The organism is Pseudomonas helvetica, assembly GCF_039908645.1.
Lineage (GTDB): Bacteria > Pseudomonadota > Gammaproteobacteria > Pseudomonadales > Pseudomonadaceae > Aquipseudomonas > Aquipseudomonas helvetica.
On record NZ_CP150917.1, the window covers coordinates 3324662 to 3349563 of the forward strand.

Annotated in this window: 23 protein-coding genes; 14 read left to right on the top strand and 9 right to left on the bottom strand. The window is 57.9% G+C overall.

The features are described 5' to 3' along the window. Nucleotides 1-89: 89 nt before the first annotated feature. Nucleotides 90-1982, top strand: coding sequence for a sigma-54-dependent Fis family transcriptional regulator (locus tag AABM55_RS15175; RefSeq protein ID WP_347926759.1), 1893 nt, complete (start codon nt 90-92; stop codon nt 1980-1982). A 176-nt stretch (nt 1983-2158) separates the two neighbouring features. On the opposite strand, the gene AABM55_RS15180 is transcribed toward AABM55_RS15175, so the two are convergent. Continuing rightward, on the bottom strand, nt 2159-2659 hold the full coding sequence (locus AABM55_RS15180; RefSeq protein ID WP_103318934.1) for an Lrp/AsnC family transcriptional regulator: 501 nt from the start codon (nt 2657-2659) through the stop codon (nt 2159-2161). Nucleotides 2660-2778: 119 nt separating this feature from the next. On the opposite strand from AABM55_RS15180, the gene AABM55_RS15185 reads away from it, so the two are divergent. The 8 genes from AABM55_RS15185 (at nt 2779) to dsdC (ending at nt 12089) form a co-directional block, all read left to right on the top strand. After that, entirely contained in the window at nt 2779-3813 is a 1035-nt protein-coding gene (locus AABM55_RS15185; RefSeq protein WP_347926761.1) for a histone deacetylase family protein, read from the top strand. A 50-nt stretch (nt 3814-3863) separates the two neighbouring features. After that, nucleotides 3864-4916: an ornithine cyclodeaminase gene (locus AABM55_RS15190; protein ID WP_347926763.1), complete on the top strand. Its 1053-nt coding sequence runs from the start codon at nt 3864-3866 to the stop codon at nt 4914-4916. Between the two features lie 158 nt (nt 4917-5074). Then, nucleotides 5075-6490 carry an amino acid permease gene (locus AABM55_RS15195; RefSeq protein WP_347926765.1) on the top strand — a complete coding sequence of 472 codons (1416 nt, stop codon included), beginning with the start codon at nt 5075-5077 and terminating at the stop codon, nt 6488-6490. A 301-nt stretch (nt 6491-6791) separates the two neighbouring features. Then, a complete protein-coding gene (wrbA, locus tag AABM55_RS15200) occupies nt 6792-7394 on the top strand; it encodes an NAD(P)H:quinone oxidoreductase (RefSeq protein ID WP_347926766.1) in 603 nt (200 codons plus the stop codon). Between the two features lie 18 nt (nt 7395-7412). Continuing rightward, entirely contained in the window at nt 7413-7991 is a 579-nt protein-coding gene (gfa, locus tag AABM55_RS15205; RefSeq protein WP_054597402.1) for an S-(hydroxymethyl)glutathione synthase, read from the top strand. A 391-nt stretch (nt 7992-8382) separates the two neighbouring features. Beyond that, nucleotides 8383-9726 carry a gluconate:H+ symporter gene (locus AABM55_RS15210; RefSeq protein ID WP_054597403.1) on the top strand — a complete coding sequence of 448 codons (1344 nt, stop codon included), beginning with the start codon at nt 8383-8385 and terminating at the stop codon, nt 9724-9726. Between the two features lie 44 nt (nt 9727-9770). After that, complete coding sequence (locus AABM55_RS15215) at nt 9771-11123, top strand: D-serine ammonia-lyase (RefSeq protein ID WP_347926769.1); 1353 nt, start codon at nt 9771-9773, stop codon at nt 11121-11123. 30 nt (nt 11124-11153) lie between these two features. Beyond that, nucleotides 11154-12089, top strand: coding sequence for a DNA-binding transcriptional regulator DsdC (dsdC, locus tag AABM55_RS15220; RefSeq protein ID WP_054598334.1), 936 nt, complete (start codon nt 11154-11156; stop codon nt 12087-12089). 79 nt (nt 12090-12168) lie between these two features. Here the strand turns inward: dsdC and AABM55_RS15225 are convergent, their stop codons facing one another. Genes AABM55_RS15225 through AABM55_RS15235 form a run of 3 tightly spaced genes read right to left on the bottom strand, consistent with a single transcriptional unit; the run spans nt 12169 to nt 13464 of the window. Further along, the gene (locus AABM55_RS15225; protein ID WP_054597405.1) at nt 12169-12438 is read right to left on the bottom strand and encodes a hypothetical protein; all 270 of its coding nucleotides are present in this window, start codon (nt 12436-12438) and stop codon (nt 12169-12171) included. A gap of 57 nt (nt 12439-12495) precedes the next feature. Then, nucleotides 12496-12765, bottom strand: a complete 270-nt coding sequence (locus tag AABM55_RS15230; protein ID WP_054597406.1) for a hypothetical protein — start codon at nt 12763-12765, stop codon at nt 12496-12498. Nucleotides 12766-12795: 30 nt separating this feature from the next. Beyond that, complete coding sequence (locus AABM55_RS15235; RefSeq protein WP_347926772.1) at nt 12796-13464, bottom strand: ATPase; 669 nt, start codon at nt 13462-13464, stop codon at nt 12796-12798. Nucleotides 13465-13830: 366 nt separating this feature from the next. Here AABM55_RS15235 and AABM55_RS15240 point away from each other — a divergent pair, with 366 nt between their 5' ends. Both AABM55_RS15240 and AABM55_RS15245 read left to right on the top strand, forming a co-directional pair. Continuing rightward, complete coding sequence (locus AABM55_RS15240; protein WP_347926774.1) at nt 13831-15072, top strand: molybdopterin-dependent oxidoreductase; 1242 nt, start codon at nt 13831-13833, stop codon at nt 15070-15072. Nucleotides 15073-15083: 11 nt separating this feature from the next. Next, nucleotides 15084-15722, top strand: coding sequence for a c-type cytochrome (locus AABM55_RS15245; protein ID WP_103320492.1), 639 nt, complete (start codon nt 15084-15086; stop codon nt 15720-15722). Nucleotides 15723-15790: 68 nt separating this feature from the next. Here AABM55_RS15245 and AABM55_RS15250 read toward each other — a convergent pair whose 3' ends face one another. Both AABM55_RS15250 and AABM55_RS15255 read right to left on the bottom strand, forming a co-directional pair. Next, nucleotides 15791-16423, bottom strand: coding sequence for a response regulator transcription factor (locus tag AABM55_RS15250; RefSeq protein WP_054597410.1), 633 nt, complete (start codon nt 16421-16423; stop codon nt 15791-15793). Nucleotides 16424-16456: 33 nt separating this feature from the next. Continuing rightward, on the bottom strand, nt 16457-17818 hold the full coding sequence (locus AABM55_RS15255) for a cache domain-containing protein (RefSeq protein WP_054597411.1): 1362 nt from the start codon (nt 17816-17818) through the stop codon (nt 16457-16459). Nucleotides 17819-18097: 279 nt separating this feature from the next. Between AABM55_RS15255 and AABM55_RS15260 the strand changes: the two genes are divergently transcribed. The 3 genes from AABM55_RS15260 (at nt 18098) to AABM55_RS15270 (ending at nt 21308) form a co-directional block, all read left to right on the top strand. Then, complete coding sequence (locus AABM55_RS15260) at nt 18098-20155, top strand: carbon starvation CstA family protein (protein WP_347926777.1); 2058 nt, start codon at nt 18098-18100, stop codon at nt 20153-20155. Between the two features lie 15 nt (nt 20156-20170). Next, on the top strand, nt 20171-20368 hold the full coding sequence (locus tag AABM55_RS15265; RefSeq protein WP_347926778.1) for a YbdD/YjiX family protein: 198 nt from the start codon (nt 20171-20173) through the stop codon (nt 20366-20368). A 280-nt stretch (nt 20369-20648) separates the two neighbouring features. Then, nucleotides 20649-21308, top strand: coding sequence for an MliC family protein (locus tag AABM55_RS15270; RefSeq protein ID WP_347926780.1), 660 nt, complete (start codon nt 20649-20651; stop codon nt 21306-21308). Nucleotides 21309-21393: 85 nt separating this feature from the next. Here the strand turns inward: AABM55_RS15270 and AABM55_RS15275 are convergent, their stop codons facing one another. The 3 genes from AABM55_RS15275 to AABM55_RS15285 form a co-directional block, all read right to left on the bottom strand. Continuing rightward, nucleotides 21394-23004, bottom strand: coding sequence for a gamma-glutamyltransferase family protein (locus tag AABM55_RS15275; protein ID WP_347926781.1), 1611 nt, complete (start codon nt 23002-23004; stop codon nt 21394-21396). 151 nt (nt 23005-23155) lie between these two features. Then, complete coding sequence (locus AABM55_RS15280) at nt 23156-23953, bottom strand: transglutaminase family protein (RefSeq protein ID WP_347926783.1); 798 nt, start codon at nt 23951-23953, stop codon at nt 23156-23158. Further along, nucleotides 23950-24900: an alpha-E domain-containing protein gene (locus AABM55_RS15285; RefSeq protein ID WP_054597419.1), complete on the bottom strand. Its 951-nt coding sequence runs from the start codon at nt 24898-24900 to the stop codon at nt 23950-23952. Before AABM55_RS15285 ends, AABM55_RS15280 begins: the two co-directional genes overlap by 4 nt. Between the last annotated feature and the right edge of the window lie 2 nt (nt 24901-24902).

Consider the following 24902-nt stretch of genomic DNA (forward strand, 5'->3'; position numbering starts at 1 on the left):
CCAGCCCCGGTTGACCCGACGCTTGTCTGCGGTCAATGAACGGCGCTTAATAGCCGCACAACTAAAAGAAGATGGAACCGGAGGCCTGAATGCTTTCCGCACACTCAAAGGCGCATGTGGATTGCGTCAGCCGTGTTTTGAAGAATGCCGGGCACCTGCCGCAGCTGCCTGTGTCGGACTTGATTCTCGACTCCTGGCGTCGCTCCATGGAGCAACACCACCTGGATCCCGGCTCGCTACAAGGACCACGGATCCTCTCGCAGAACGTGCTGCAGGAATGCCGCGAGCGCTCCGAGTTGTTCTTGCGCATCGCCAGTGAGGAAGTCGCCCGCCTCCACGGTCGGGTCCGCGATGCCGACTACTGCGTCCTGCTCACAGACGCTCAGGGCCAGACCATCGACTACCGCGTCGAAACTTCCATTCGCAATGACTGCCGCAAGGCCGGTCTTTACCTGGGCACTTGCTGGTCGGAAGGTGAGGAAGGTACGTGTGGCGTGGCGGCGGTACTGACCGCGCGAACGCCGGTCACTGTTCACAAGCGCGATCATTTTCGCGCCGCGTTTATCGGACTCACCTGCTCAGCGGCGCCAGTCTTCGACCCCAAGGGCGAGCTGCTCGGGGTGCTTGATGTGTCGGCGGTGCGCTCACCCGACGACCGCCGCTCCCAACACCTGATCCGGCAGATAGTGGTGCAGAGCGCGCGTGAAATCGAACAGGCATTTTTCATGAGTAGCGCCCAGGGTTACTGGGTGCTGCGAGCCCACAGCAGCCCTGGCTACGTCGACAGCCAACCCGATTACTTGCTCGCCTGGGACAACGACGGCTGCTTGCAGGCGTTGAACCCGGCTGCGCGGCAATGGCTGTTGCACCGTTTTGGTCAACTGCCGGAACACATTGGCCAAGTGTTCGATCAGCAGTTGCTGCATCGGATCAGTGACGAATCGCTATGCCTGTTGCACAGCCAGGGTGGCCACACGCAATTGCATGGTCGCCTCAGCGTGCCACGGCGGGTGAATCGCAACGCTTCGCGACTGGCACTGACACCCGCCGAACTCGACCCGCGACTGGAAGAAAGCCTGCGCCTTGCAGTGCGGGTTAAAGACCGCAACCTGCCGGTGCTGATCCAGGGCGAGACCGGCTCCGGCAAGGAAGTCTTCGCCCGTCAGTTGCACCAAGCCAGCCAGCGCCGCGAGCGGCCGTTCGTTGCGGTAAACTGCGCCGCGATCCCCGAGAACCTGATCGAAAGCGAATTATTTGGCTACGTCGCTGGCGCCTTTACCGGCGCCTCGAGCAAGGGCATGCAAGGTCTGCTGGAGCAGGCCGATGGCGGCACTCTGTTTCTCGATGAAATCGGCGACATGCCCCTGCCCTTGCAAACCCGGCTGCTGCGGGTTCTGGCCGAGGGTGAAGTGGCGCCTCTGGGAGCCTCACGGCGCAAAGCGATCGACCTTCAGGTCGTCTGCGCGAGCCACCGCGATCTGGAAGGACTGGTCGCCGCGGGCGAGTTTCGCGAAGACCTGTACTTTCGTTTGAATGGAGCGCGCTTCCAGTTACCGCCGCTGCGCGAACGCAGTGACCGGCTGGCGCTGATCAACCGGATTCTCGATGAAGAATCGACGCTTTGCGCAGAACCTATGCACCTGGGAGGTGCGGTTCTGGAATGCCTGCTTGGCTACCGCTGGCCAGGTAACGTTCGCCAGTTACGGCACGTGCTGCGTTATGCCTGTGCGGTGTGCGATTCAAACCTGATTCAGGTCAGCCATTTGCCCGAGCAACTGCAAGATCACCGACTTGATGGCCCAAGCTCTGGCGACACCATTGATTGCTGCGCGAGCCCGGAGCGCCAGGCACTGCTCGATGCCTTGGTGCGTCACCGCTGGAAACCCACCGCCGCTGCTAAGTCTTTGGGCATCTCCCGGGCAACCCTGTATCGGCGGGTGCATCAGCATGGCATCGACATGCCTGGCAGAAGCCAGGTGTAAAGCCTGGCGCCCCTGGCAAGCCGCTTTAATGAGCGCGCGTATCGACCCGTTCACAGAAATGCACTCGTCACTGCGGCATCAGGGTGCGGCTAAAACCTTGGCATGGAACACACGTCCGGCACGTCTGCCGGCACTACCTCGGCCCATGAGATGCTCACCTGACGCCATCTGCCCGTTCAGTCCTTGAGCGATTTGGGTATCGCAATACGGCTACTGGTCTTAACCTCGCGCAACGCCAGACTGGACTGAATGGATGCAATACCTACCTGACGCCTGAGCACGTGCTCGATAAAGTCGCTGTAACTATCAAGATCCTCCGCCAACACTTGCAACACGTAATCGGCATCTCCAGTGATCTTGTGACAAGACAACACCTCGGGCAATTGCGCAATCACCGCCTCGAAGGCATCCGGAGCATGATCCGCATGGGTGGAAAAACGGATGTGCACGAACGCCAAAATGTCCAGCCCAAGCATGCGTCGATCAAGATTGGCCTGGTAGCCCTTGATTACGCCAGCCTCCTCCATTCTCTTACGCCTTCGCCAGCAAGGCGTCAGGCTTAACGACAGACGCTCACTGAGCTCGGCGTTGGAAATGCTCGCATCTTCCTGCAGCAACGTGAGTATCGCCAGGTCGGTCTCGTCGAGGCTGATGCGTTTGGATGATTTTTTCTGCATTACGCCATTCCTGAGTCAAAACGCCCGAATAATCTAGCAAACCACGAAAACAAAGCAAAGAAAGCGCGTCCCAGCCGGAACAGAATATTTGCACTGGCTCACATTAACGGATGCGCAGAATGTTTACAGTTTTCAGTGATTCCCATCGCTTGCACCACGGCACCGAATTGAAAGACGGTGTGCTCAAGCCGTCGTTCGAACAGCCCAGTAGGGCCGATACTGTCCATAACCGCGTCAAGCAGGTAGGCCTTGGCCAGATCGTCGAACCGCGAATATTTGACCGGTCGTGTTACGTCAATGCGCACAGCGAGCGCTACGTCAGTTTTCTGGAGAGCGCCTGGTCGGAATGGTGCGCGACTGGGCGCACCCACGATGCGCTGCCGCTGGTATGGCCAGTGCGCGACCTGTCCAACGAGCAAGTCCCGACGTTCATCGACGGCAAGCTCGGTTTCTACGCCATGGACGCCGGCTCCCCGATTACCGCCACCACTTGGCAAGCGGTAAAAACCAGTGCAGACATCGCCCTCACCGGCCTGGCGCTGATCGATGAAGGCCACGACAGTGCCTTTGCCCTGTGCCGTCCGCCCGGCCATCACGCAGCGCGTGAATACATGGGCGGCTATTGCTATCTCAACAACGCCGCCATTGCTGCACAACAGGCCATTACCCAAGGCGCCAAGCGTGTTGCAGTACTGGACGTCGACTTTCATCACGGCAACGGCACCCAAAACATTTTCTACGGGCGCAGTGACGTCATGTTTGTCTCGCTACACGGTGAGCCGACAGTGTCCTATCCGTACTACTCAGGCTTCAGCCACGAAGTCGGTGCAGGCCACGGCGAAGGTTACAACCTGAACTATCCGCTGCCGAAGAACACCACCTGGGAAAGCTACCGCAATGCCCTGCTCCACGCCTGCAAGAAACTCCAGCAATTCGCCCCTGAAGTGCTGGTTATTTCACTCGGCGTCGACACGTTCAAGGACGACCCGATCAGCCACTTCCTGCTGGAAAGCGAAGACTTCACCGGCATTGGCGAGCTGATAGCAGGCGTCGGCTGCCCCACTCTGTTCGTGATGGAAGGTGGCTACATGGTCGATGAAATCGGGATCAATGCGGTCAACGTGCTGCATGGCTTCGAGAGCAAACGCGCCTGAGCCATCCCCTGCTCTACAGCATTTCAACTACAGAATCGGAAAATAAAAACATGACTCTTTTTATCGATGTCGATCATGCCGCACGCCTGTTCGCCAAGGTGGGTATCCGTCGGGCAATCCGCGAGATGGCCACATACATCGAAGCTGACTATTCACGCTGGGCGCAGTTTGATAAGTCGCCTCGCACCGCCAATCATTCCGCCGACGGTGTGATCGAGTTGATGCCCACCGACGATGGCCAACAGTACTCGTTCAAATACGTGAATGGCCACCCGGGCAATGGTCAAAGGGACTTGCTGACCGTGATGGCTTTCGGTGTTCTCGCCGATGTCCACAGTGGCTATCCAGCCTTGCTCAGTGAATTGACGCTGACCACTGCCGTGCGCACCGCCGCGACATCCGCGCTGGTCGCGCAGTCCCTGGCACGCCCTGGTGCAAGTGTCATGGCAATCATTGGCAACGGCGCTCAAAGCGAATTTCAAGCCATCGCCTTCCACGAAATGCTGTCGATCAGGGAAATCCGCATTTTCGATATTGATCGTGATGCGTCACTCAAGTTGAAGCACAACCTGTCGGCATTCCCGGGTATTGAAGTGATTCTGTCCAGCTCTGTACAGGAAGCGGTCAAGGGCGCGCACATTGTCACTACAGTCACCGCCGACAAGGCTTATGCAACGATTCTGACACCCGAGATGATCGAACCCGGCATGCATATCAACGCTGTCGGTGGTGACTGCCCGGGAAAAACCGAACTGCACGCCGAGATCCTGCGCAACGCCCGGATCATCGTTGAATTTGAACCGCAAACCCGGATTGAAGGCGACATTCAACAACTGGAAGCCGACTCGCCCGTCGTCGAGTTTTTCCGCATTGTGCTGGGCGAAGTTCCGGGGCGTGAGAATGATGCCCAAGTCACCGTGTTCGATTCGGTGGGTTTTGCTCTCGAAGATTTTTCGTCGCTGCGCTACCTGCACGACCTGGCGCGAGAGCACGGGATCGGCGAGCGCATCCATCTAGTGCCGACTCCCGCCAACATAAAAGACCTTTACCAACTGCTTGATCAGCAACCCGCTAAACCGGCGCGTCTGCGCACCGCCAACTGATAACCGTGGGTGATGCCTCCGAACAGCGTGCCAAGAGGCCACTCACCATCCTGTAAACCCCAAAACCACCACCGTCGGTAGCCGTCGCATCTCTAACAACAACGCTAGACACCCACTTTCTGCCAAAACTCAAAAACATAAAATCAAGAGGTTTTGTAATGAAATCAACTCCGTCCGAGCGGGTTGAACAACCCGCGCTGCAGCGCACGCTCAGCAATCGTCACATTCAGTTAATGGCCATGGGAGGAGCCATCGGTACAGGTCTGTTTATGGGTTCCGGAAAGATCATTGCCCTCTCCGGCACGTCGATCATCCTCATTTATATGATCATCGGGATGTTCGTCTACTTCGTCATGCGCGCCATGGGCGAACTGTTGCTCTCCAACTTGAAATTCAAAACCTTCGCGGATTTCGCCGGTGCCTACCTGGGCCCGCGAGCGGCATTTTTCCTCGGCTGGTCGTATTGGCTGAGCTGGAGCGTCGCGGTGGTGGGTGATGCCGTAGTGGTCGGCGGATTCTTTCAGTACTGGTTCCCCGATGTACCCGCCTGGATCCCGGCCATCGGTATGTTAATGACGCTGTTCGCCTTGAACGTACTGACCGTCAGGCTTTTTGGTGAAGTGGAGTTCTGGTTCGCGATCATCAAAATCATTGCCGTCGTCACCCTGATTGGCGTTAGCCTGGTGATGATTGCCAGCTCCTTTGTATCACCCAGTGGCGTTACTGCATCCCTGAACCACCTGCTGGATAAACAGGCAGCCTTCCCCAACGGCCTGTTTGGTTTCTTTGCCGGATTCCAGATGGCAATTTTCTCCTTTGCCGGCACCGAGCTGATCGGTACTGCTGCCGCCGAAACTCGCTCCCCCGAGAAGACTCTGCCTAAAGCCATCAACTCGATTCCGCTAAGAATCATCCTGTTTTATGTGCTGGCACTGGCCTGCATTATTGCGGTGACTTCCTGGCAACAGGTTTCGCCCAACAAGAGCCCTTTCGTCGAACTGTTTCTGGTGGCAGGGTTTCCCGCAGCAGCAGGTATCGTCAACTTTGTGGTGCTGACGTCTGCCGCCTCATCGGCCAACAGTGGCGTATTTTCATCCAGTCGCATGCTGTTTGGGCTGGCCAGTCACGACAATGCTCCCGGGATTTTCCGGCGCTTGTCGGGTAATAGCGTTCCTCTGCTGAGCCTAGCGTTTACCACACTGTTGATGCTGGTGGGTGTACTACTGCTGTTCATCGTTCCGGAGGTCATGACAGCGTTTACCATCGTCTCTACCGTGTCGGCAATCCTGGTGATTTTCACTTGGTCGACCATCCTCGCCTCGTACATTGCCTATCGTAAAAACCGACCCGACCTGCATGCGAAATCGGTCTACAAGATGCCTGGCGGCGTGCCGATGGCCTGGTTTTCGTTGACGTTCCTGGGATTTGTACTCTGCCTGCTGGCATTAAGACCTGACACTCGTATTGCCCTACTGGTCATGCCAGGGTGGTTCATTTGGCTGGCCATTGCTTATCAGCTGACCCATTCCAGGAAGCTAAGATCCGCTGCTGGTTCGGCCAATCAGTACAGCTGATGTTCACCTGCTGCCTTTAGGTGCCGACGCAGTAAGCTTGAGCGCAATGCGGGATTTGCTGCGCACCCTTCCTCTCTATCTCGACGCGGAGGGGCAATAAATGCGTCTCTGTCTGCCCAGCAGGCAGCATACGGAGCTGCTAGTGTTAATCCGCATGCCGTCAAAGTCCCAGCAGTCGGGTGGGTGTGAGCCGCAGTTTTGTTCGTGACCAGGTGCTACGCCTGTCGCTGCTGTTCGTTGGCAGTGGTGTACCCAAGATTTTCTTAATCCATCGAATGGCGCTTAATCCAGGAGAAAAATCATGGCGAAGGTACTGGTTCTCTATTACTCAATGTACGGTCACCTCGAAACGATGGCTGGCGCAGTAGCCGAAGGCGCACGATCTGTACCCGGCGCCGACGTGACGCTCAAGCGTGTCGCTGAAACCATTCCGGCCGAACAGGCAGCAGCCATCGGCGTCAAACTTGACCAGAAGGCACCGGTGGCGACACCTGACGAGCTGGGCAATTACGATGCCATCATCTTTGGTACACCGACGCGCTTCGGCAATATGGCGGGGCAGATGCGCACATTTCTCGATCAGACCGGCGGACTGTGGATGAGCGGCGCGCTGGTCGGAAAAATCGGCAGTGTCTTTGCATCGACCGGCACCCAGCACGGTGGCCAGGAAACCACTATTACGTCGTTTCACAGCACACTCCTGCATCAGGGGATGGTCATCGTGGGTGTGCCTTACACCTGCGCAGGGCTGACCAACATGAGCGAGATCACCGGCGGTACGCCCTATGGCGCGACCACCCTGGCAGGCACTGACGGTAAACGGCAACCGTCACAAAATGAACTGGATATTGCGCGTTTCCAGGGTAAACACGTCGCTGAGCTTGCAATAAAGATCGCGGGTTAACGAAACGGAGAAGCCAACGTGAGCACCTTGAAACTTCACCCTGCACTGGACAATGGTATCCAACCTGCTGCCGCTAATTTCACAGGTGGCACCCTGCAATGCCTGTGTGCGACCGATAAGGTCGAGATCAAGATAGACGCACAAACCCTGCATAACCACGCGTGTGGCTGCAGCAAATGCTGGAAACCGCAAAACGCGATATTCGCCGTCATTGCCGTAGTACCTCGGGATAAGGTCAGCGTCACTGCCCACGGTGAAAAACTGTCAATTGTCGACGAAACCGCCACCATCCAGCGGCACGCCTGCAAGCAGTGCCACGCCCATCTCTTCGGACGCATCGAGAACAAGGACCATGCGTTTTATGGTCTGGACTTCGTCCACACCGAACTCTCTCCCCAGAGCGGATGGGCTGCGCCGAGCTTCGCAGCGTTCGTGTCCTCCATCATCGAAACCGGCACGCCGCCAGCGCAAATGAAGGCCATCCGTGAACGCCTGCGCTCGATCGGCCTGGAGCCCTATGACTGCCTGTCCCCGGACTTGATGGACGCAATGGCGACTCATGTCGCCAAACAGAAAGGCCTGCTCCCCGCCGCCTGAGTGATCGGCCGCCGCGGTTTCTTCGTCGGGCCGCGGCCCCGGCATCCCAAAAAACGCGTCTGAGCGGATCGTACCCACAGGTTCGAGCCGTGGCCTTCGGCTCAAGCAGTGGCTGCCGGACGACATCGGTATGTGCGTCGGCGTCTACACCCACCCCGCTCCTGTCGCCCGAATCTACACCGACGCTATGCGCCAGTGTCTGGGCGAAGATCGTGTTATGCACTGTCATACCTCCTCTTAGGAAGTGATGTGTAAAAACGATAAGTGACGGAGCGTCATCTACAGCCTGAGGAATCATCGTTTGTACCAGCTATAGCCCTGAAATCTAATCCATCGCAAACAACTAACAATAACTCGCAAGGATGTGAACTGCGATGGAGCAGATCCAAACATGACCCCTACGTATTCCCTACTGACCCTGGGAGCGTCAATCCTGCTGATCGTAGTCCTGATCGGTAAATTCCGTGTCCATCCGTTCCTATCCCTTATCGCAGCAAGCCTGCTAGTGGGGATCGGGACAGGAATGGCCCCAACGGCAATCGTCTCGGCTTTTGAGAAAGGCATGGGCAGCACGCTAGGTTTCCTTGCCGGCATCATCGGTTTAGGCAGCATTCTCGGCAAGCTGCTTGAGGAGTCTGGTGGCGCCAAACGTATTGCGACCACCCTCTTGAGGGTGCTGGGTGAGAAGAATGCCTCTTGGGCAATGATGCTGGTCGGCTTCATCGCAGGTATTCCCGTTTTCTTCGAGGTCGGATTTGTCCTCCTGATTCCCCTGATCTATGTCGTCGCCCGTCAGACCAGGATCAACGTGTTGTACCTGGGAGTACCGTTGGCCATCTCACTGATGGTTGTCCACTGCATTCTCCCTCCGCACCCAGCCGCCACTGCCATTACAGGCATGCTGAATGCCGACATCGGTAAGGTGATTCTGTACGGCCTTATCGTCGGCTTGCCAACGGCGGTTATTGCCGGGCCTATCTGGGTGAGGCTGACCTGCACTCGGGAGGCCCCTGAGGGGCAAGCTCAGTTTCTGGCTGCCCGTAGCGAAGCGGTCATAGACGACAGCAAGGCACCAAGCTTCGGTATTGCGATGGTGACGGTGCTTCTGCCGTTGGCACTGATGGTGGGCAAGACACTTGCTGCACCTTTGCTAACGAAAGGCTCAATGACGCTTGAGTGGGTCTCTTTCATTGGCAACCCGCTGATTGCTCTCGCGCTGTCGATTTGCTTCGCGTACTGGTCGCTAGGCCTGCGACGTGGGCTTGGCATGGGCGCCCTGCTCAATCTGACCAACCGCTGCTTCCCGCCACTGGCTGGCATTCTCTTGATTATCGGAGCCGGCGGCGCGTTCAACGACATGTTGGTAGGCAGCGGTATTGGGAAGGCGCTGGCGGACGTGCTGGGGCAGTCCCAAATCAACCCGATCATTTTGGCATGGCTGATCGCTGGGTTAATGCACTTCGCTGTTGGCTCCGCCACGGTCGCCATGATTAGCACCGCAGGCATGGTTCTACCTATCTTGGGTCAGCACCCTGAATACAGCCCTGAAATCCTTGTTATCGCCATCGGTGCAGGTGCAATCGGCTGGACCCATGTCACTGACTCAGCGTTCTGGGTCGTAAAAGAATACCTGGGTATTCCCTTGTCTGAGGCCATCAAGAAATTCACTGGCGCCACCGTACTCGCCTCCTCTGCGGCGCTGGTATTTACGCTAATACTTTCCAGATTTGTGTGATGAGCCTTCCCTCTTCACCTACGACTTATCGAAAGGTAGTTCCTATGATTCAAGGTAAAACACTAGACGCCTGGTATGAAAGCCATCCCATTATCAAGGAGCTGGTTTCACTTCAGGAAATCACCTGGTTCAATCCAGCTATTGCATCGGTGTCCATCGCACTGGGCGATGTAGGCCTGAACCATAACGACGTCAAAGATGCCAGTGAACGCCTCCGCCGCTTTGCACCCTACATCGCCAAGGTGTTTCCGGAAACGGCAGCGGCGGACGGGATCATCGAGTCCGGTATCCAGCCACTGAAAAAATTCCAGCAAAGGCTTCTGAGTGAAGCCGGCCTTCCTGGCGTCGGTTCGCTGTGGCTCAAGAAAGACAGCGATTTGCCTATCTCTGGCTCGATCAAGGCGAGAGGGGGTATCCATGAAGTGCTCAAACACGCTGAAGACCTCGCCCTGCAAGCAGGGTTGATCAAGCTGGACGATAACTACGAGGCATTGGCCAGCGACTCCGCGCTTGAGTTCTTCAGCCGCTACAAGATTGCGGTCGGCTCCACGGGCAATCTTGGACTATCCATCGGCATCATGAGCGCCAAGCTGGGCTTTCAGGCAACTGTCCACATGTCGTCGGATGCCCGCCAATGGAAGAAGGATAAGCTACGGGCCAGTGGTGTGACAGTGGTCGAGTACGAGTCCGACTACAGCGTTGCGGTCGAAAACGGGCGCCTGCAAGCCGAAAAAGATCCTGCCTGCTACTTCATAGACGATGAGAACTCGCCACATCTGTTCCTGGGCTATGCGGTTGCAGCCGAGCGCCTGGCTCGACAGTTCGAATTGGCGGGTGTGCGAGTGGACGCCGATCATCCTCTCTTCGTTTATCTGCCCTGCGGTGTTGGCGGAGGCCCTGGAGGCGTTGCGTTTGGATTGAAACTTGCCTTTGGCGACGCGGTGCACTGTGTTTTCGCAGAACCGACCCACTCCCCCTGCATGATGCTCGGGGTCTACACCGGCCTGCATGATGAGGTGAGTGTCCAGGAGTTCGGCATCGACAACGTCACCGCAGCTGACGGATTAGCTGTTGGCCGCCCCTCCGGCTTCGTAGGAAAAGCGATGCAGCGACTTATCGATGGTTACTATACCGTCACGGATGAAGAGCTTTATCGCCTGATGTTCCTGGCCCATGAGCTTGAAAATGTAAAACTGGAACCATCGGCCTTGGCAGGTGCGCCAGGAATTGTGCGGGTACTCAATAATGAGAAGTATCTGGAGCGCATCGGTGTCTCTAGGGCTAAGTTAGCCAACGCAACGCACTTGATTTGGGGAACAGGCGGAAGCATGGTGCCCGCCGCAGAGTTCGCCACCTACCTTGATAAGGGCCGTGCTCTGCAACATCCTGCGCAGTAATGACAACGCATGGTTCGTGGGGGTACAGCAATGCCAGAACTTGGTCTTACGAAAGCTCCGAAGCTTAACGGAGCCCATCTGTCCAACCTGCATACTTTTCTCGTCGCCGCGCGCCATCTCAGTTTCGCCCGCGCAGCGGAGGAGCTGTGCCTGACCGCCAGCGCAGTCAGTCACCGGATAGCTCGTCTGGAGGAGGAGCTATCGCTCAAGCTTTTCCACCGTTTACCTAGAAAGGTCGAGCTGACCGATGATGGTGAGCGGATTTTCAAGGTCATGCAGCAGACCATGGATAAGCTGTCCGAGGCTGTGCAGGAGCGTTCGCACGCTCAGATCGAAGGGCAACTGTGCTTCTATGCCAGACCTTCGGTAGCACAGTGCTGGCTGGTTCCGAGACTATCCGATTTCACTACACGCTATCCCGGGATTCAACTGGATGTTCGGGTTGGCAATGAACCGATCGACTATCGAACCCGACGTATTGACCTGGTGCTTTGCTATTCGAATGGCGAGCACCCTGGCCTTGAAAGCGTTCGACTGATGCCAGAGCGAATTGCGCCAGTGTGCAGCCCGCAATACGCCGAGGCACATGGTCTGGTGGGACATCCGGAGCGCCTGTCGCAATGCACTGCGCTGCATGATGTCGCGGCGTGGGACAACATTTCGTTCGATGCGGAATGGCGTCTATGGCTTGATGCGGTTGGCGAGCCCACCGAGCTTCCCAGTCGTTTCATGACGTTTGACCGCTCGGACTTGAGCACCCTGGCCGCAATCAATCATGCAGGTGTGGCGATTGGACGGGAACAACTGGTTCGCAAGCGAATTCAGGATGGCGAACTCGTACTTCCGTTCGGTGGATTTAGAGAAGCGGTTAACTATGGCTACTACCTGGTTCATCCGGCTCACGAAACGATGCCAAGAAGGCTTCAGGTGCTGATCGATTGGCTTATCGAGCAAGTGGATATGTGACGTTTCATGGATTCTGAACACAGAAATGTAGACGTCGGGTCGCACATCCCATGCACGACCCGACGGGGTTGAGACGTGCTTAGATCCGGATGATCTGGGTGACATACGGCTTGCCGTTAATCGGCGCGTAAATCTCCACGACCGCTTGCCAGCTGTTTGGCGAACCAGGCTGCGTTGCTTTCGCCTGATAACGATAGTTGGTGCCATTAACGACCTGGGTCGAAACCAGCTCAGCGGTGTAGTGCACACCCACGAGCCCGGCCAGGGCTTCATCGAATACTTCCTGATCCTTTGGAGTCAGTTCGTGGTAAGGAGTCCATCCGCCAACAAGATTTTCTTGAGCCGACATACGATATATCTCCATATATAAGTTCCTACTCGTCTGGCTTTTCGGAGTTCGCCCCGTTTATTTGATGGTTTCCGGAATCCATTGTGCTGCAACGCAGGCCATCAAGTGGCAGGCATGCGCGAACGTATGGCCATGGAGGAAAAGGTAGTAGTCGCCAGCTTCAGATCCTTGTCCCTGACAGAAACGGTCATCAATGAATGACGACAGCCAGACCTCCGTGTCTTGTCTGAGCGGTTTTTGCTTATTGGGTACGCCGCTGAATGGCTTTAAGCTATCAAACTCAAGTGGAATGTATGTCCGCATTTGACTGTGCGAGATGTAAGGCATTGGCTATTCATAAATGCGTAATCGCGCTCATCAGTTATTTGCGAGCTGAGCCACTTCGCTGGACGACACAAGCGTCTTCAGTGACACATCGAACTGCTTCAGCGCGTTCAATTGCATTTCGGTTTGCTTGTCGATCTGCGCGGCGATCTCTGGAGCCGCTTTGCCATGAACCCAGACCGAAGGCATTTGCTGTTCACGCGAGCCTTCGGCCTGGCCGATGTATTGCAGGTTCGAGTCGTAGAACTTGGCCATGAATCGCGCTTCCACCTGGTTGTTGCGCTTGGACACCAGACGGCTGTATGTGTCCAGCATCACCACCACGTCCGGATGAGCATGCACCACCGCGTCGAGGTTGTCGTAGACGGTCACCGAGGCGAACTCTTTCTGTAGCGAAGCCATGAGCCAGTTGATCGCGAGTTTCGGATCGGAGCTGTTGACGAACGCGTTGCTGATGCGTGAATCGAGCGCGGGGTTCTTCGCGCCGTTCAGCGCTACCGAATGGTACTGCTCCAGGTATTCGAGGGTGTTGAGGGTGTTTTCGCTGTAGAGCACGCCCACCGATTGAGTGTGCTGCAGGCCGATGGTGCTGTCGGCCATGGGTAGAAAATGGCAGGACTGTTCGGCCGCGTAGGTCGGTGCTGTGGCGGCTACACTGCCGGTCAAAACGGCGACAAGTGCCAGCAAGGTAGAGATTCTCATCGCGCAGTTCCTTCAGAAGCGGCTTCGGTATGGCGCCATCTTCCTCCTTTGCCGGAAAAACAGAACTTGCATTCCTTGATGACAACTATCGACTGAACGAATGGTAGGAAGCCTATGAGCTACAGTTGTGATGAGCGTGGCCAGGCTATACCTCACCTGTCGGCATCGTCTGTCATCAAATGCCAAGTCACTGACGCTCAATGAAAAGCAGTCGCTTTGCGCGTGACGATACTGGCTTGCTGATCGAAGTCGGTCAGTTATTTGAAAACCCATTTACGCAACACACCGGATACCTCTCCTCCCCCCATCGCTGCATCTGGGGGTGCTGTCAGATACATCTCAGTAAAAAAACAAAGAGAGAACAGCATGAAGTTCAGTCTTGTTGATAACGGCAACCCGAGTCGCCGACGCGTTCTACGCGATGCCTTCGCCCTGGCTTTGGCAGCTTCGCCATTGGCTAACCTGGCCAAGGCAGCCGACGAAACACCGGAAGAAGTGACCTTTGCTGCCGGTCCACGACCGCTGGTGCAATACCCGCAAAAACGTCCGTTGACCCTGGTGACCACCCGCCCGCCGCACCTTGAGACGCCATTCCCCATCTTCAACGAAGGGCCCCTCACGCCGAATGACGCGTTTTTTGTGCGTTACCATTTGGCCAATATCCCTACCAGCATCGATCCGGACAGTTACCGCCTGACGATCAAGGGCTCGGTCAACACGCCGCTGTCGCTTTCCCTGGCAGAACTCAAGGCTTTGGCCGAACCGGTAGAAGTGGTGGCCGTCAATCAATGCTCGGGTAACAGCCGCGGCTTCTCGATGCCTCGCGTGTTCGGCGCTCAACTGGGCAATGGTTCAATGGGTAATGCCCGCTGGGTGGGAGTACCACTCAAGGCGGTCCTGGAAAAGGCCGGGGTGAAAGCCGACGCCAGGCAAGTGACATTCCGTGGGCTCGACAAGCCAGTGCTACCGAGCACGCCGGAGTACATCAAGGCCCTGGACATCAGCCATGCCATGGACGGCGAGCCCATGATCGCCTGGTCGATGAACGGTGCCGACCTGCCATTCCTCAACGGTTACCCGATACGTCTGGTGGTGCCGGGCTATTTCGGTACGTACTGGGTCAAGCACCTGAGTGAGATCGAAGTCGTCGACCATACCTACGACGGTTTCTTCATGGCTAAAGGTTACCGCGTTCCGGACAACGATTGTTTCTGTGTCGCCCCCGGCACCACTGCCGCGCAAACGACGCCAATTTCCAGGTTGCCGGTACGCAGCTTTATCACCAGCGTCAAACACGGCGATGTGTTGCCCTTGAAAAAAAGCGTGCTGCTCAAAGGCATTGCGTTCGACGGTGGCGTTGGGGTCAACAAGGTGGAAGTGTCGATCGACGGCGGGAAAAGTTGGCGCGAAGCCAGGCTTGGGCAGGATCTTGGCCGTTTCTCCTTCCGTGAGTGGACGCTGCCGATCACCTTTACCAGCAAGGGCGCCACACAATTGATGGTGCGGGCCAGTAACCGTGCGGGCGAGACACAGCCGTTGCGAGCCGACTGGAACCCCGGTGGCTACCGCCGCCACGTTGTAGAAACCAGCCACGTGACCGTCGCCTGAGGGGGCCCCGCATGAAACGCATGACCACCTTGCTCTGCGCAGTTCAGGTTTGTTTGGCGACCATGGCTAACGCAGCGCCACTGTCGATCACCTTGCCGCCCGAAACGGCTGTGCTCAAACCCAATGCCCTGCCCGGCTACCCATTGGCTCAACAGAAGTGCTCCACCTGCCATTCTGCCGACTACATCAACTTCCAGCCTCCCGGCATGAGCCTGGCGCAGTGGACTGGAGAAGCGAGCAAGATGCAGCATGTATATGGTGCTCCGATCAGCGATCAGGATGTGAGCATCATCGGCGCTTATCTTGCGGTGACCTACGGCAGTGCCCATGCGAGCGATGCCGATGTACAGGCCGCCTCAAATCCATCGGCAGGCCAAACCCCGGCTGCGCCTTTAGCCAAAGTCGACGCCATGACCTTGCTGCAGAGCAACTCCTGTCTGAGCTGTCATGCGACCGATCATAAGGTTGTAGGCCCGGCCTATCACGATGTGGCTGCAAAGTATGCCAATGACCCGCAGGCACTGGCCAAGGTAACGTCCAGCATTCAGCAAGGCGGTACCGGCAAATGGGGGAATATCCCGATGCCGCCTTTCACGCAGTTAAGCCCGGACGATCTGCACACCCTGGCGACTTTTGTGCTGCGTCAATGAGCACACTTACGGCTCGGTGAGGTATCAGCGACTGATTAGCCTCACCAAACGATCGGGCCTGACAGGCTCTAATGCGAAATGATCCCGTGGTCCATCGCGTACTTGACCAAGGCCGCGGGCTTGTCGATGTTGAGTTTGCGACGGATGCTCAAACGATGGGTTTCCACCGTCCGAACGCTGATGTCCAGCTCGCGGGCCATTTCCTTGTTGTTCATTCCCAGAGCCATCTTGCACAGCACTTGACTCTCGCGCGGCGTCAGCTCGTTCTCGGTGTTCTTGTCGGCGATGAGCCTCTGTGCGATCTCTGCACTGTAAAACGTTCCACCGCTGGCAATCGCTTCAATAGCCGCAATGATTTCCCGTGAAGGTGCGTTCTTCAGCACATAGCCGCTGGCGCCAGAACGCACAGACTCACTCACATACTCATAGTTGTCGTACATGCTGAGTACCAGAATCTTGAGCAACGGATATTGCTTGCTCAACACCCGGGTCAGCTCAAGTCCGTTCATGTCCTTCAGACTGATGTCGACGAGTAACAGGTCCGGCTGACAGAGTCTGACCATCTCAATCGCTTCGGCTCCACTCTCGGCTTCCCCCACCACTTCCAGGGGAGACATGACCGCCAGCAGCGCCTTGATCCCGTCACGGACCAGGGAATGATCGTCGACCAGGGCGACGCGGATTGGGTAGGACAGGTTCATCAGGGGCATTCACTCTTGTTGTTATTGGCTGAGTCAGTGTTTCGGACCGGGCATTTTCATTGGCAGCAGAACCTCCAGGACACTTCTTCCCGGCGTCGATGCAAGCTCGAATCGCCCGCCAAAATGCTCGACCCGCTCGCGGATGTTCCGCAGCCCTATACCGGAGTGACGGCGTTCGATTTGAGCGACGTTGAAACCGACACCGTCATCGACCACCGTCAGCCGTAGGGACTCTTCGGACCCGTGCAGTGTAATGGATACGTTTTGGGCCCGGGCATGTCGTTCGATGTTGGTCAGGCCTTCTTGCACAATGCGAAACAACGAGACCGCGGCGCCGTCGACCAGATGGCACTCGAATTCGTTGTTGTTGTAGGTCACCACGAGTCCGCTACGTTGCTCGAACTCTGCGGCGAGTTGACCAATCGCCGCCGACAGACCCAGCGTGTCGAGCAGCGACGAGCGCAGGTTGTGTGAAAGGCTGCGAACCTCGCCAATCGCTTCTCCGAGACGCTCCGTGGCCTCTCTTAAAATGCTCAAGCCCGTGTCCTGCCCACTCTCCAGCACATGGCTGGCCAGTTCGAACTGAAACTTGATGGACACCAGTACCTGGCTGATACCGTCGTGCAACTCACGGGAAACCCGTGATCGCTCTTCTTCTTGCAAACTGACGATACGCTGGGTCAACCGCTGGAGTTTTTTGTCGGCCAAGCGATGTTCGCTGACGTTCAGCGTCATGCCGCTGGCAAAGACCAACAGCACTGCCACGAGGGCTACGATGGCAATGGCGAGCATCGTTTTGCGGATGCCCTGAGCCACCTCGTCACGCGCCTGCTGTGTGGCGCGCTCAACGTCCTCGAGGTAGATGCCGGTACCGAGCATCCAGCCCCAACGATCCAGCATCACGACATAGGCGAGCTTGTCGGTCACTTGACCGGAAGAGGGTTTGTTCCAGGCGTAGCGTTGAAAGCCTTCTCCTGATTCCGCACTTTTCAGTAGCGCCTGGATCACCGGCAGACCGTGTGGGTCTTTCATGTCCCACAGGTATTTGCCCACCAGTTCCGACTGCCGCGAGTGCATCAGACTGCGGCCCTGGCGGTCGTAGACGAAGAAGTAGCCATTGATACCAAAGCTGAGCTTGCGCAGTTCTTCCAGGACTTGTTGCTGTGCGTGCGCGTCACCCTTGCCGTTGTCGTACAGCGGCGCGATCAGGCTTTGCGCCATTTCGACGTAGTTTTTCAGTTCTGCACGCTTGCTGGCCAGAATGCTGTCTTCGATCAGTTGCGTCTGTTGATCACCCAGTTGGCGGTTCAGGGAAATCACCAGCGCGCAGATGACAGCAATCGCCAACACCAGCGGCAGAATCCCGAGCGCGACGATTTTATGTTTGAGCTGCATCTGTGCTCCTGACCGGACCGAGGGAAAACGAAGGCTTGGCATCATATGCCAAAGATACGCGCGCCCAGTAGCGACGCTGGACGGAATGACCTGCGGCTCAGTTGAAATGCAAAACCTCTGGGAGCGGCGATGTCTACGTAGAACTACGCAGATTGTGCGTACGTAGTCGTGCGGATTTATTTGTGGACGGCATGCGTGGATATTGGGCCAGCTCCGCATAGCGGAGACAATTATAAAAATTACCGCCGCAGTCCACTGGCTGTCGGCAGGAGACACGCAATGACCCGTCTGGCTAAACACCTCGCCTGGTTTGCCGTGGCTGTCCTGGGAGCTTTTGCGCTGAGTGTCGTGGCCCTGCGCCGCGGCGAAGCCATCAACGCCCTCTGGATCGTAGTCGCAGCAGTCGCTATCTATCTTGTCGCATACCGCTATTACAGCCTGTTTATTGCCAATAAGGTGATGCAGCTCGATCCCGGTCGAGCCACCCCCGCCGTCGTCAACAACGATGGTCTGGACTACGTACCCACCAACAAACACATTCTTTTCGGTCACCACTTCGCGGCCATCGCGGGTGCTGGTCCGTTAGTCGGTCCGGTGTTGGCGGCGCAGATGGGCTATTTGCCCGGCACGCTCTGGCTGATCGCCGGCGTGGTATTGGCCGGTGCCGTTCAGGACTTCATGGTCCTGTTCATGTCGACCCGCCGCAACGGTCGCTCCCTGGGCGACATGGTCCGTGAAGAAATGGGCCGTGTCCCTGGCACTATCGCGCTGTTCGGCTGCTTCCTGATCATGATCATCATCCTCGCGGTGCTGGCGCTGATCGTGGTCAAGGCCCTGGCTGATAGCCCGTGGGGCATGTTCACGGTGATGGCGACCATCCCGATTGCGATGTTCATGGGCGTGTACATGCGCTACATCCGCCCGGGCCGCATCGGTGAGATTTCCGTTGTCGGCGTGCTGCTGTTGCTCGGCTCGATCTGGCTGGGCGGGCAGATTGCTGCTGATCCGGTCTGGGCCAAGGCCTTCTCCTTCACCGGGATCCAGATCACCTGGATGCTGATCGGCTACGGTTTCGTCGCGGCAGTAATGCCGGTCTGGCTGATCCTGGCGCCGCGTGACTACCTGTCGACCTTCCTCAAGATCGGCACCATCATGGCGCTGGCAATCGGCATCCTGATTACCATGCCCGAGCTGAAAATGCCGGCGCTGACCCAGTTTATCGACGGCACCGGGCCGGTCTGGAAAGGCGGGTTGTTTCCGTTCCTGTTCATCACCATTGCCTGCGGTGCAGTCTCGGGTTTCCATGCGCTGATCGCTTCCGGGACCACCCCGAAACTGTTGGCCAGTGAAGGTCATGCCCGTTACATCGGTTACGGCGGCATGCTGATGGAGTCCTTCGTGGCGATCATGGCGATGGTGGCGGCTTCGGTGATCGAACCGGGCGTCTACTTCGCCATGAACAGTCCGGCGGCGATCGTCGGCGGTGACGTGGTACAGGTGGCTCAGACTGTCAGCAGCTGGGGCTTTATGATTACCCCGGAAGCCCTGCAAGCAGTGGCCAGGGACATCGGTGAAACCACCGTGCTGGCCCGTGCCGGCGGTGCGCCGACCCTGGCGGTCGGTATCGCGCAGATCCTGCACAGCGTTCTGCCGGGTGAAAACACCATGGCGTTCTGGTACCACTTCGCGATCCTGTTCGAAGCGCTGTTCATCCTGACGGCGGTCGACGCCGGCACCCGTGCCGGGCGTTTCATGCTGCAGGATTTGCTTGGCTCCTTCGTTCCGGCGCTTAAACGCACCGAGTCCTGGACCGCCAACCTGATCGCGACCGCCGGTTGCGTGGCAATGTGGGGTTATCTGCTGTACCAAGGCGTGATCGACCCGTTGGGTGGCATCAACACCTTGTGGCCGCTGTTCGGTATCTCCAACCAGATGCTGGCCGGTATCGCGCTGATGCTCGGCACGGTGGTGCTGATCAAAATGAAACGCCAACGCTACATCTGGGTGACCTTGTTGCCAGCCGCCTGGCTGCTGATCTGCACCACCACCGCAGGCTTCATCAAGCTGTTCGACGCCAACCCGGCGATCGGCTTCCTGTCGCTGGCGAAGAAATACAGCGATGCCCTGGCCAACGGTCAGATCCTCGCACCGGCCAAGGACATCACGCAGATGCAGCACGTGATCTACAACGCCTACACCAACGCAACGCTGACGGCGCTGTTCCTGTTCGTGGTTTTCAGCATCCTGTTCTATGCGATCAAGGTCGGTATTTCCGCCTGGGGCAGCAAAGAACGCACGGATAAAGAATCGCCATTCCAGGCGATTCCAGAAGCGTAATCGAGGGTTGCAAGCATGTTCAATGACCTGAGTCGCCTCGGTAAATACCTCGGTCAGGCCGCGCGCCTGATGGTCGGCATGCCCGACTACGACACCTACGTCGAGCATATGCAAACCCAACACCCGGACAAACCGGTGATGAGCTACGAGGCGTTCTTCCGGGAACGCCAGGAGGCTCGTTACGGTGGCAAGGCTGGGCCGAAGTGCTGTTGACCCGCTGACGGCGGGTTATCAAATGCGATGTGGGAGACTCTATGTTGCAGGGCAACCCTGCAACGGTCGACGACGCTTGAGCGAATGGAATCGAAAGTTCATTGCGCTGTCTCCCACTGCTGCAAATGGTTATGCATGCCGCTTTATAAAAGTGCATCCGGACGGTATGGCAAGTTCTGAGCACTGCCTTACACTGCGATACACCCAATACGACTGTTCAACGGATCGACAGGTCCCACGGCGATCCGTGGCATCACCTCATGATCCGGGTGAAACCAACATGAAAACGGTCACCACCCTTTTCACCTGTCTGCTCGCTGCCAGCGTGTGTGCGGCGACAAGCACCTGTGTGAACGCGGCCCCTCCTTCGCCAATCTTCAAGACCAGTTTCGACTGCGCCCAGGCTAGGGCATCCATCGAAAAGGCGATCTGTCGCGATCCGCAACTGGCACAGATGGATATTGAACTGACGCGTCTCTATCGCCTGGCGCTCACGGATGAGCATTCAGTACCGCCTCCAGACACCGTCATGATCGACCAGCAGTTCTGGATCAAGTCCCGTAATCAGTGCGCCTCCGCGCCTGCGCCCAAGGCGTGCACGATCCGCAGTTATGCCGAACGCGCGCACCAGTTGCGCCAAGGCTCGGCAATTGTGAGAACCAAGGATCCAGACCGGCTCACCGAAGGCCCCCTGGCTATTCGTTGTACGGGGTTTAACACGCTGATTACCGCCACCTTCTTCAGCACGCAACCGGGTGTCGTGTACCTGAAATGGGCGAATACTTCGATCACCCTGAGCCAGGTGCCGAGTGACTCGGGAACCCAATACACGGGCAAGGATTTCCAGGGCAACTACAGCTTCTGGCAAAACGACAACGTGGTCCTTTTCCAAAAACCAGGCTCCGCCGAAATGAGTTGTACGGCCGAGCCGGCCGGCTGATTGCTCTGGCGCAAGGTCGTTTGGAGACCGTTACCCGGACCAGAAAGGCAGGCAAGGACACAGAACCCGCATCACTAACCTGCCCTCAAAAAACAGCGATATGCGAGTCCGTTCGCGGCTCGGTTCCGCCACATAACACGCCCGTTTCAGGATCGCGCAGGATGATTTGTCCACGCCCATAACGGGTCCGGTCGCAGGCCACCTGCACTTGATGCCCCCGGCGCGCCAACGCTGCAGCCATGTCCCGCGAAGCGTCCTGCTCGATGCCGACCTGCAGCCCGCCCAGCCACTGCCAGCGCGGTGCATCCAGCGCCGCTTGCGGGTTGAGGCCAAAATCCACCAGGTTCATGACCATCTGCACGTGCCCTTGGGGCTGCATGTAGCCGCCCATCACGCCAAAGGGGCCCATCGCCACACCGTCCTTGCTGAGAAACCCCGGGATAATGGTGTGGAAGGTTTTCTTGCCGGGCGCCAGGCAGTTCGAGTGCGCCGGATCAAGGCTGAACTCTTCACCGCGGTTTTGCAGGGCGATGCCGCTGTCGGGCAATACCACACCGGAGCCAAAGCCGTGGTAGTTGCTCTGGATGAACGAAACCATGTTGCCTTCGGCATCGGCGGTGGCCAGGTACACCGTGCCGCTGGCGTGAGGATCACCCGGTTGTGGGGCCATCGCCTGCTCACCGATCTGTGCCCGACGATGGGCAACATAGTTTTCGCTGAGTAAATCCTCCACCGCGACCCGCATGTGCTGCGGGTCAGTGATGTAATGCAGGCCGTCGCTGTAAGCGAGTTTCATGGCCTCAAGCTGACGGTGCCAGGTCTGCTGACTGTCGCGGTGATCGAAGTCGAAACCCTCGAGAATCTTCAAGGCCATCAAGGCCACGAGGCCCTGGCCGCTCGGCGGAATCTCCCAGACGTCATAGCCTCGATAATTGACCTTGATCGGCTCGACCCATTGGGCGCGGTAACCTTGTAAATCACTGGCGCGCAAATACCCGCCGGTCGCCCTGGAATGGGCGTCCAACCGTTGCGCCAGCGCCCCACGATAAAAGCTTTCGCAACCTGTGGCCGCGAGTTCCGTCAAGGTCCGCGCCTGGGCCGGGTTGTAAAACATCTCGCCGGCGCGGGGCGCTCGTCCGTCAATCAAAAAGGTTTCGAACCAGCTATCGAGCACTTCGTTGCGGCTCGGGGTGAAGTTCTCCAACGCGGTTTGCCATTGAAGAGCAACCACTGGCGAAACCGGAAAGCCGTCGCCTGCCAAACTGATGGCTGGCTGCAACACATCGGCAAAGGGCAGACGACCGAACCGTTTGGACAGCTCAGCCCAGGCCGACGGGCAGCCTGGAACTGTCACGGGTGTCCATCCATGCAATGGCATTTTTTTGTGGCCGGCGGCTCTCACCGCTTCAATGCTCAGGGCCTGCGGGGCGCCGCCATTGGCGCTCAAACCATGCAGTTTGTTCTGAGTCCAGACCAGTGCAAAGGCGTCGCCACCGATACCGCAACCGGTCGGCTCGACCACGGTCAACGCTGCTGCGGTGGCAATCGCGGCGTCAATGGCGTTGCCACCACGCCGCATGATCTCGATACCGGCTTCGGCAGCCAACGGCTGCGAGGCCGCGACCATGCCGCGTTTTGCGAAAACACTTTGGCGCTGTGAGGCGTAGGGATACTCATGGGCAGAAAATTTGAACATGGCAGGTCTCACACATTAGGGATGCTCGGGCTCACAGCACCCGACCAAGAAAGGCGCGGGTGCGGGCGTGGCTGGCCGAAGATCTGAATGATGAGCGGCCATACCGTCATGGTGACGGTATAGCCGGTTATGGTGACGGTGCGAACGAGTTTTATTGGTGCTGAACCTGCAACTGGGACGACACCTGGACCCGCGCGAGCATGTGCTCGGCCCCTCCCCCGCGACGCATGCCGCGCACCGGGCAAGCGTCAAGGTACTCGAGGCCCACCGCCAGTTTCAGATGGCGCTCGGGTCGCGCCAATCGGTTGGTGACGTCGAAGCTGTACCAACCATCGTCGAGCCAGGCTTCGGCCCAGGCATGGCTGGCCAAATGGCTTTCATCTTCTGTGCACAGATAACCGGAGACGTAGCGCGCAGGAATGCCCAGGCTGCGAGCGCAGGCCAGGAAGGCATGGGTATGGTCCTGGCAGACCCCGACGCCGGCGGCAAAGGCTTCGGCTGCGGTGGTGTCCACCGCTGTAGCGCCCGGGCTGTAGACCATGTGTTCGGCGAGGCCATGCATCAAGTCAATCAACGCCCCGCGATCACGCCGCGTGCCGCACCGCTGTATGGCAAAGGCATTGAGGGCGTCGTCAGCCTTGGTCAGATGGCTGGTGCGCAAGAACGGCAACGGCGACTGACTGTCGTGCTCCACCTCCAGCATCTGGTCGATTTCAACCTCACCATAGGCGGTTAGCACGAGGGCGCCGTGGGGCTCATCCATCGTCAATACGTGCAGGATGTTGCCGTAAGGGTCGAGCTGGCTACGTACCAGGCGCGGCAGTTCCAGGTGCCATTCCAGAATGTGCTGGCGCTCGGTGTTCTTGGGCGTCAAACGCAGGAACTGGATGCTGGTGCAGACTTCGTCGGTGTAGCTGTAGGTGGTGTCGTGGCGTATGGACAGTTTCATACGACCTCCAGATAGGATTCGTGGACGGTCTGGCCGAGATGGCGAACCTGGGAGATGAAATCAGTCAGCCAGAGGTGTAGACCGAAACCGAGAATCTCGTCGATCCCGGTGTAGCGCAGCCGCGCATTCAGTTCGGCGGCCAGCCGCTGGGCCGCCCGCCCGTTACTGCCTGGCAGGCTGGCGAGGATCTGGTCCAGTTCCTCGATGCAGGCGTGCAGCGAACGCGGAACCGCGGCGCGCAACAGCAGCATCTCGGAGACCTGCTCGGCGTTCGGCGCATTGCGGTAGAGCTCGTTGAACGCCTCGAAAGACGACAAGGCGCGGAGCAAGGCGCTCCATTGGTAGTAGCCGCGGGCCGAGTTGTCGCTCACCTCCTCCGACTCCTCGCCGTACATTTCGTAGCGCGCATCCAGCAGGCGCAGGGTGTTGTCGGCGCGTTCGAGGAAGGTGCCCAGTCGAATGAAGCAGTAGGCATCGTTACGCATGATGGTGCCGGAGGTTGCCCCGCGGAACAGGTGCGAACGCTCCTTGACCCATTCGCAGAAATGGCTGATGCCATAACGACCCAGGCCATTGCGGGCGATGTTGCGCATCTCCAGCCAGGTGGCGTTGATGTTCTCCCACATGTCGGCGGTGATCCGTCCACGTACCGCGTGGGCATTGGCCCGCGCCGCTTGCAGGCAGCAATAGATACTGCCGGGGTTGGTTTCATCCAGCGCAAAAAAATGCAGCATGCGTTCGGTGTTGAGTTCGCCGTAGCGCTGGTTGTAGTCGTCCAGCGTGCCGGCGGCCAACAGCGACATCGACAGCTCGGCATGGCCATCGGTGCGCCCCGCCTGGGGCATCAGCGACAGCGAGTAACTGACTTCGAGCATGCGCGCCAGGTTTTCGGCGCGCTCCAGATAACGGGACATCCAGTAGAGGTCCGAAGCGGTTCTTGAAAGCATGT

Bases quoted from the DNA above. Each gene is read 5' to 3' on its own strand.
- AABM55_RS15175 (WP_347926759.1), top strand. From the start codon at position 90: ATGCTTTCCGCACACTCAAAGGCGCATGTGGATTGCGTCAGCCGTGTT.
- AABM55_RS15180 (WP_103318934.1), bottom strand. From the start codon at position 2,659: ATGCAGAAAAAATCATCCAAACGCATCAGCCTCGACGAGACCGACCTG.
- AABM55_RS15185 (WP_347926761.1), top strand. From the start codon at position 2,779: ATGTTTACAGTTTTCAGTGATTCCCATCGCTTGCACCACGGCACCGAA.
- AABM55_RS15190 (WP_347926763.1), top strand. From the start codon at position 3,864: ATGACTCTTTTTATCGATGTCGATCATGCCGCACGCCTGTTCGCCAAG.
- AABM55_RS15195 (WP_347926765.1), top strand. From the start codon at position 5,075: ATGAAATCAACTCCGTCCGAGCGGGTTGAACAACCCGCGCTGCAGCGC.
- wrbA (WP_347926766.1), top strand. From the start codon at position 6,792: ATGGCGAAGGTACTGGTTCTCTATTACTCAATGTACGGTCACCTCGAA.
- AABM55_RS15210 (WP_054597403.1), top strand. From the start codon at position 8,383: ATGACCCCTACGTATTCCCTACTGACCCTGGGAGCGTCAATCCTGCTG.
- AABM55_RS15215 (WP_347926769.1), top strand. From the start codon at position 9,771: ATGATTCAAGGTAAAACACTAGACGCCTGGTATGAAAGCCATCCCATT.
- dsdC (WP_054598334.1), top strand. From the start codon at position 11,154: ATGCCAGAACTTGGTCTTACGAAAGCTCCGAAGCTTAACGGAGCCCAT.
- AABM55_RS15225 (WP_054597405.1), bottom strand. From the start codon at position 12,438: ATGTCGGCTCAAGAAAATCTTGTTGGCGGATGGACTCCTTACCACGAA.
- AABM55_RS15230 (WP_054597406.1), bottom strand. From the start codon at position 12,765: ATGCCTTACATCTCGCACAGTCAAATGCGGACATACATTCCACTTGAG.
- AABM55_RS15235 (WP_347926772.1), bottom strand. From the start codon at position 13,464: ATGAGAATCTCTACCTTGCTGGCACTTGTCGCCGTTTTGACCGGCAGT.
- AABM55_RS15240 (WP_347926774.1), top strand. From the start codon at position 13,831: ATGAAGTTCAGTCTTGTTGATAACGGCAACCCGAGTCGCCGACGCGTT.
- AABM55_RS15245 (WP_103320492.1), top strand. From the start codon at position 15,084: ATGAAACGCATGACCACCTTGCTCTGCGCAGTTCAGGTTTGTTTGGCG.
- AABM55_RS15250 (WP_054597410.1), bottom strand. From the start codon at position 16,423: ATGAACCTGTCCTACCCAATCCGCGTCGCCCTGGTCGACGATCATTCC.
- AABM55_RS15255 (WP_054597411.1), bottom strand. From the start codon at position 17,818: ATGCAGCTCAAACATAAAATCGTCGCGCTCGGGATTCTGCCGCTGGTG.
- AABM55_RS15260 (WP_347926777.1), top strand. From the start codon at position 18,098: ATGACCCGTCTGGCTAAACACCTCGCCTGGTTTGCCGTGGCTGTCCTG.
- AABM55_RS15265 (WP_347926778.1), top strand. From the start codon at position 20,171: ATGTTCAATGACCTGAGTCGCCTCGGTAAATACCTCGGTCAGGCCGCG.
- AABM55_RS15270 (WP_347926780.1), top strand. From the start codon at position 20,649: ATGAAAACGGTCACCACCCTTTTCACCTGTCTGCTCGCTGCCAGCGTG.
- AABM55_RS15275 (WP_347926781.1), bottom strand. From the start codon at position 23,004: ATGTTCAAATTTTCTGCCCATGAGTATCCCTACGCCTCACAGCGCCAA.
- AABM55_RS15280 (WP_347926783.1), bottom strand. From the start codon at position 23,953: ATGAAACTGTCCATACGCCACGACACCACCTACAGCTACACCGACGAA.
- AABM55_RS15285 (WP_054597419.1), bottom strand. From the start codon at position 24,900: ATGCTTTCAAGAACCGCTTCGGACCTCTACTGGATGTCCCGTTATCTG.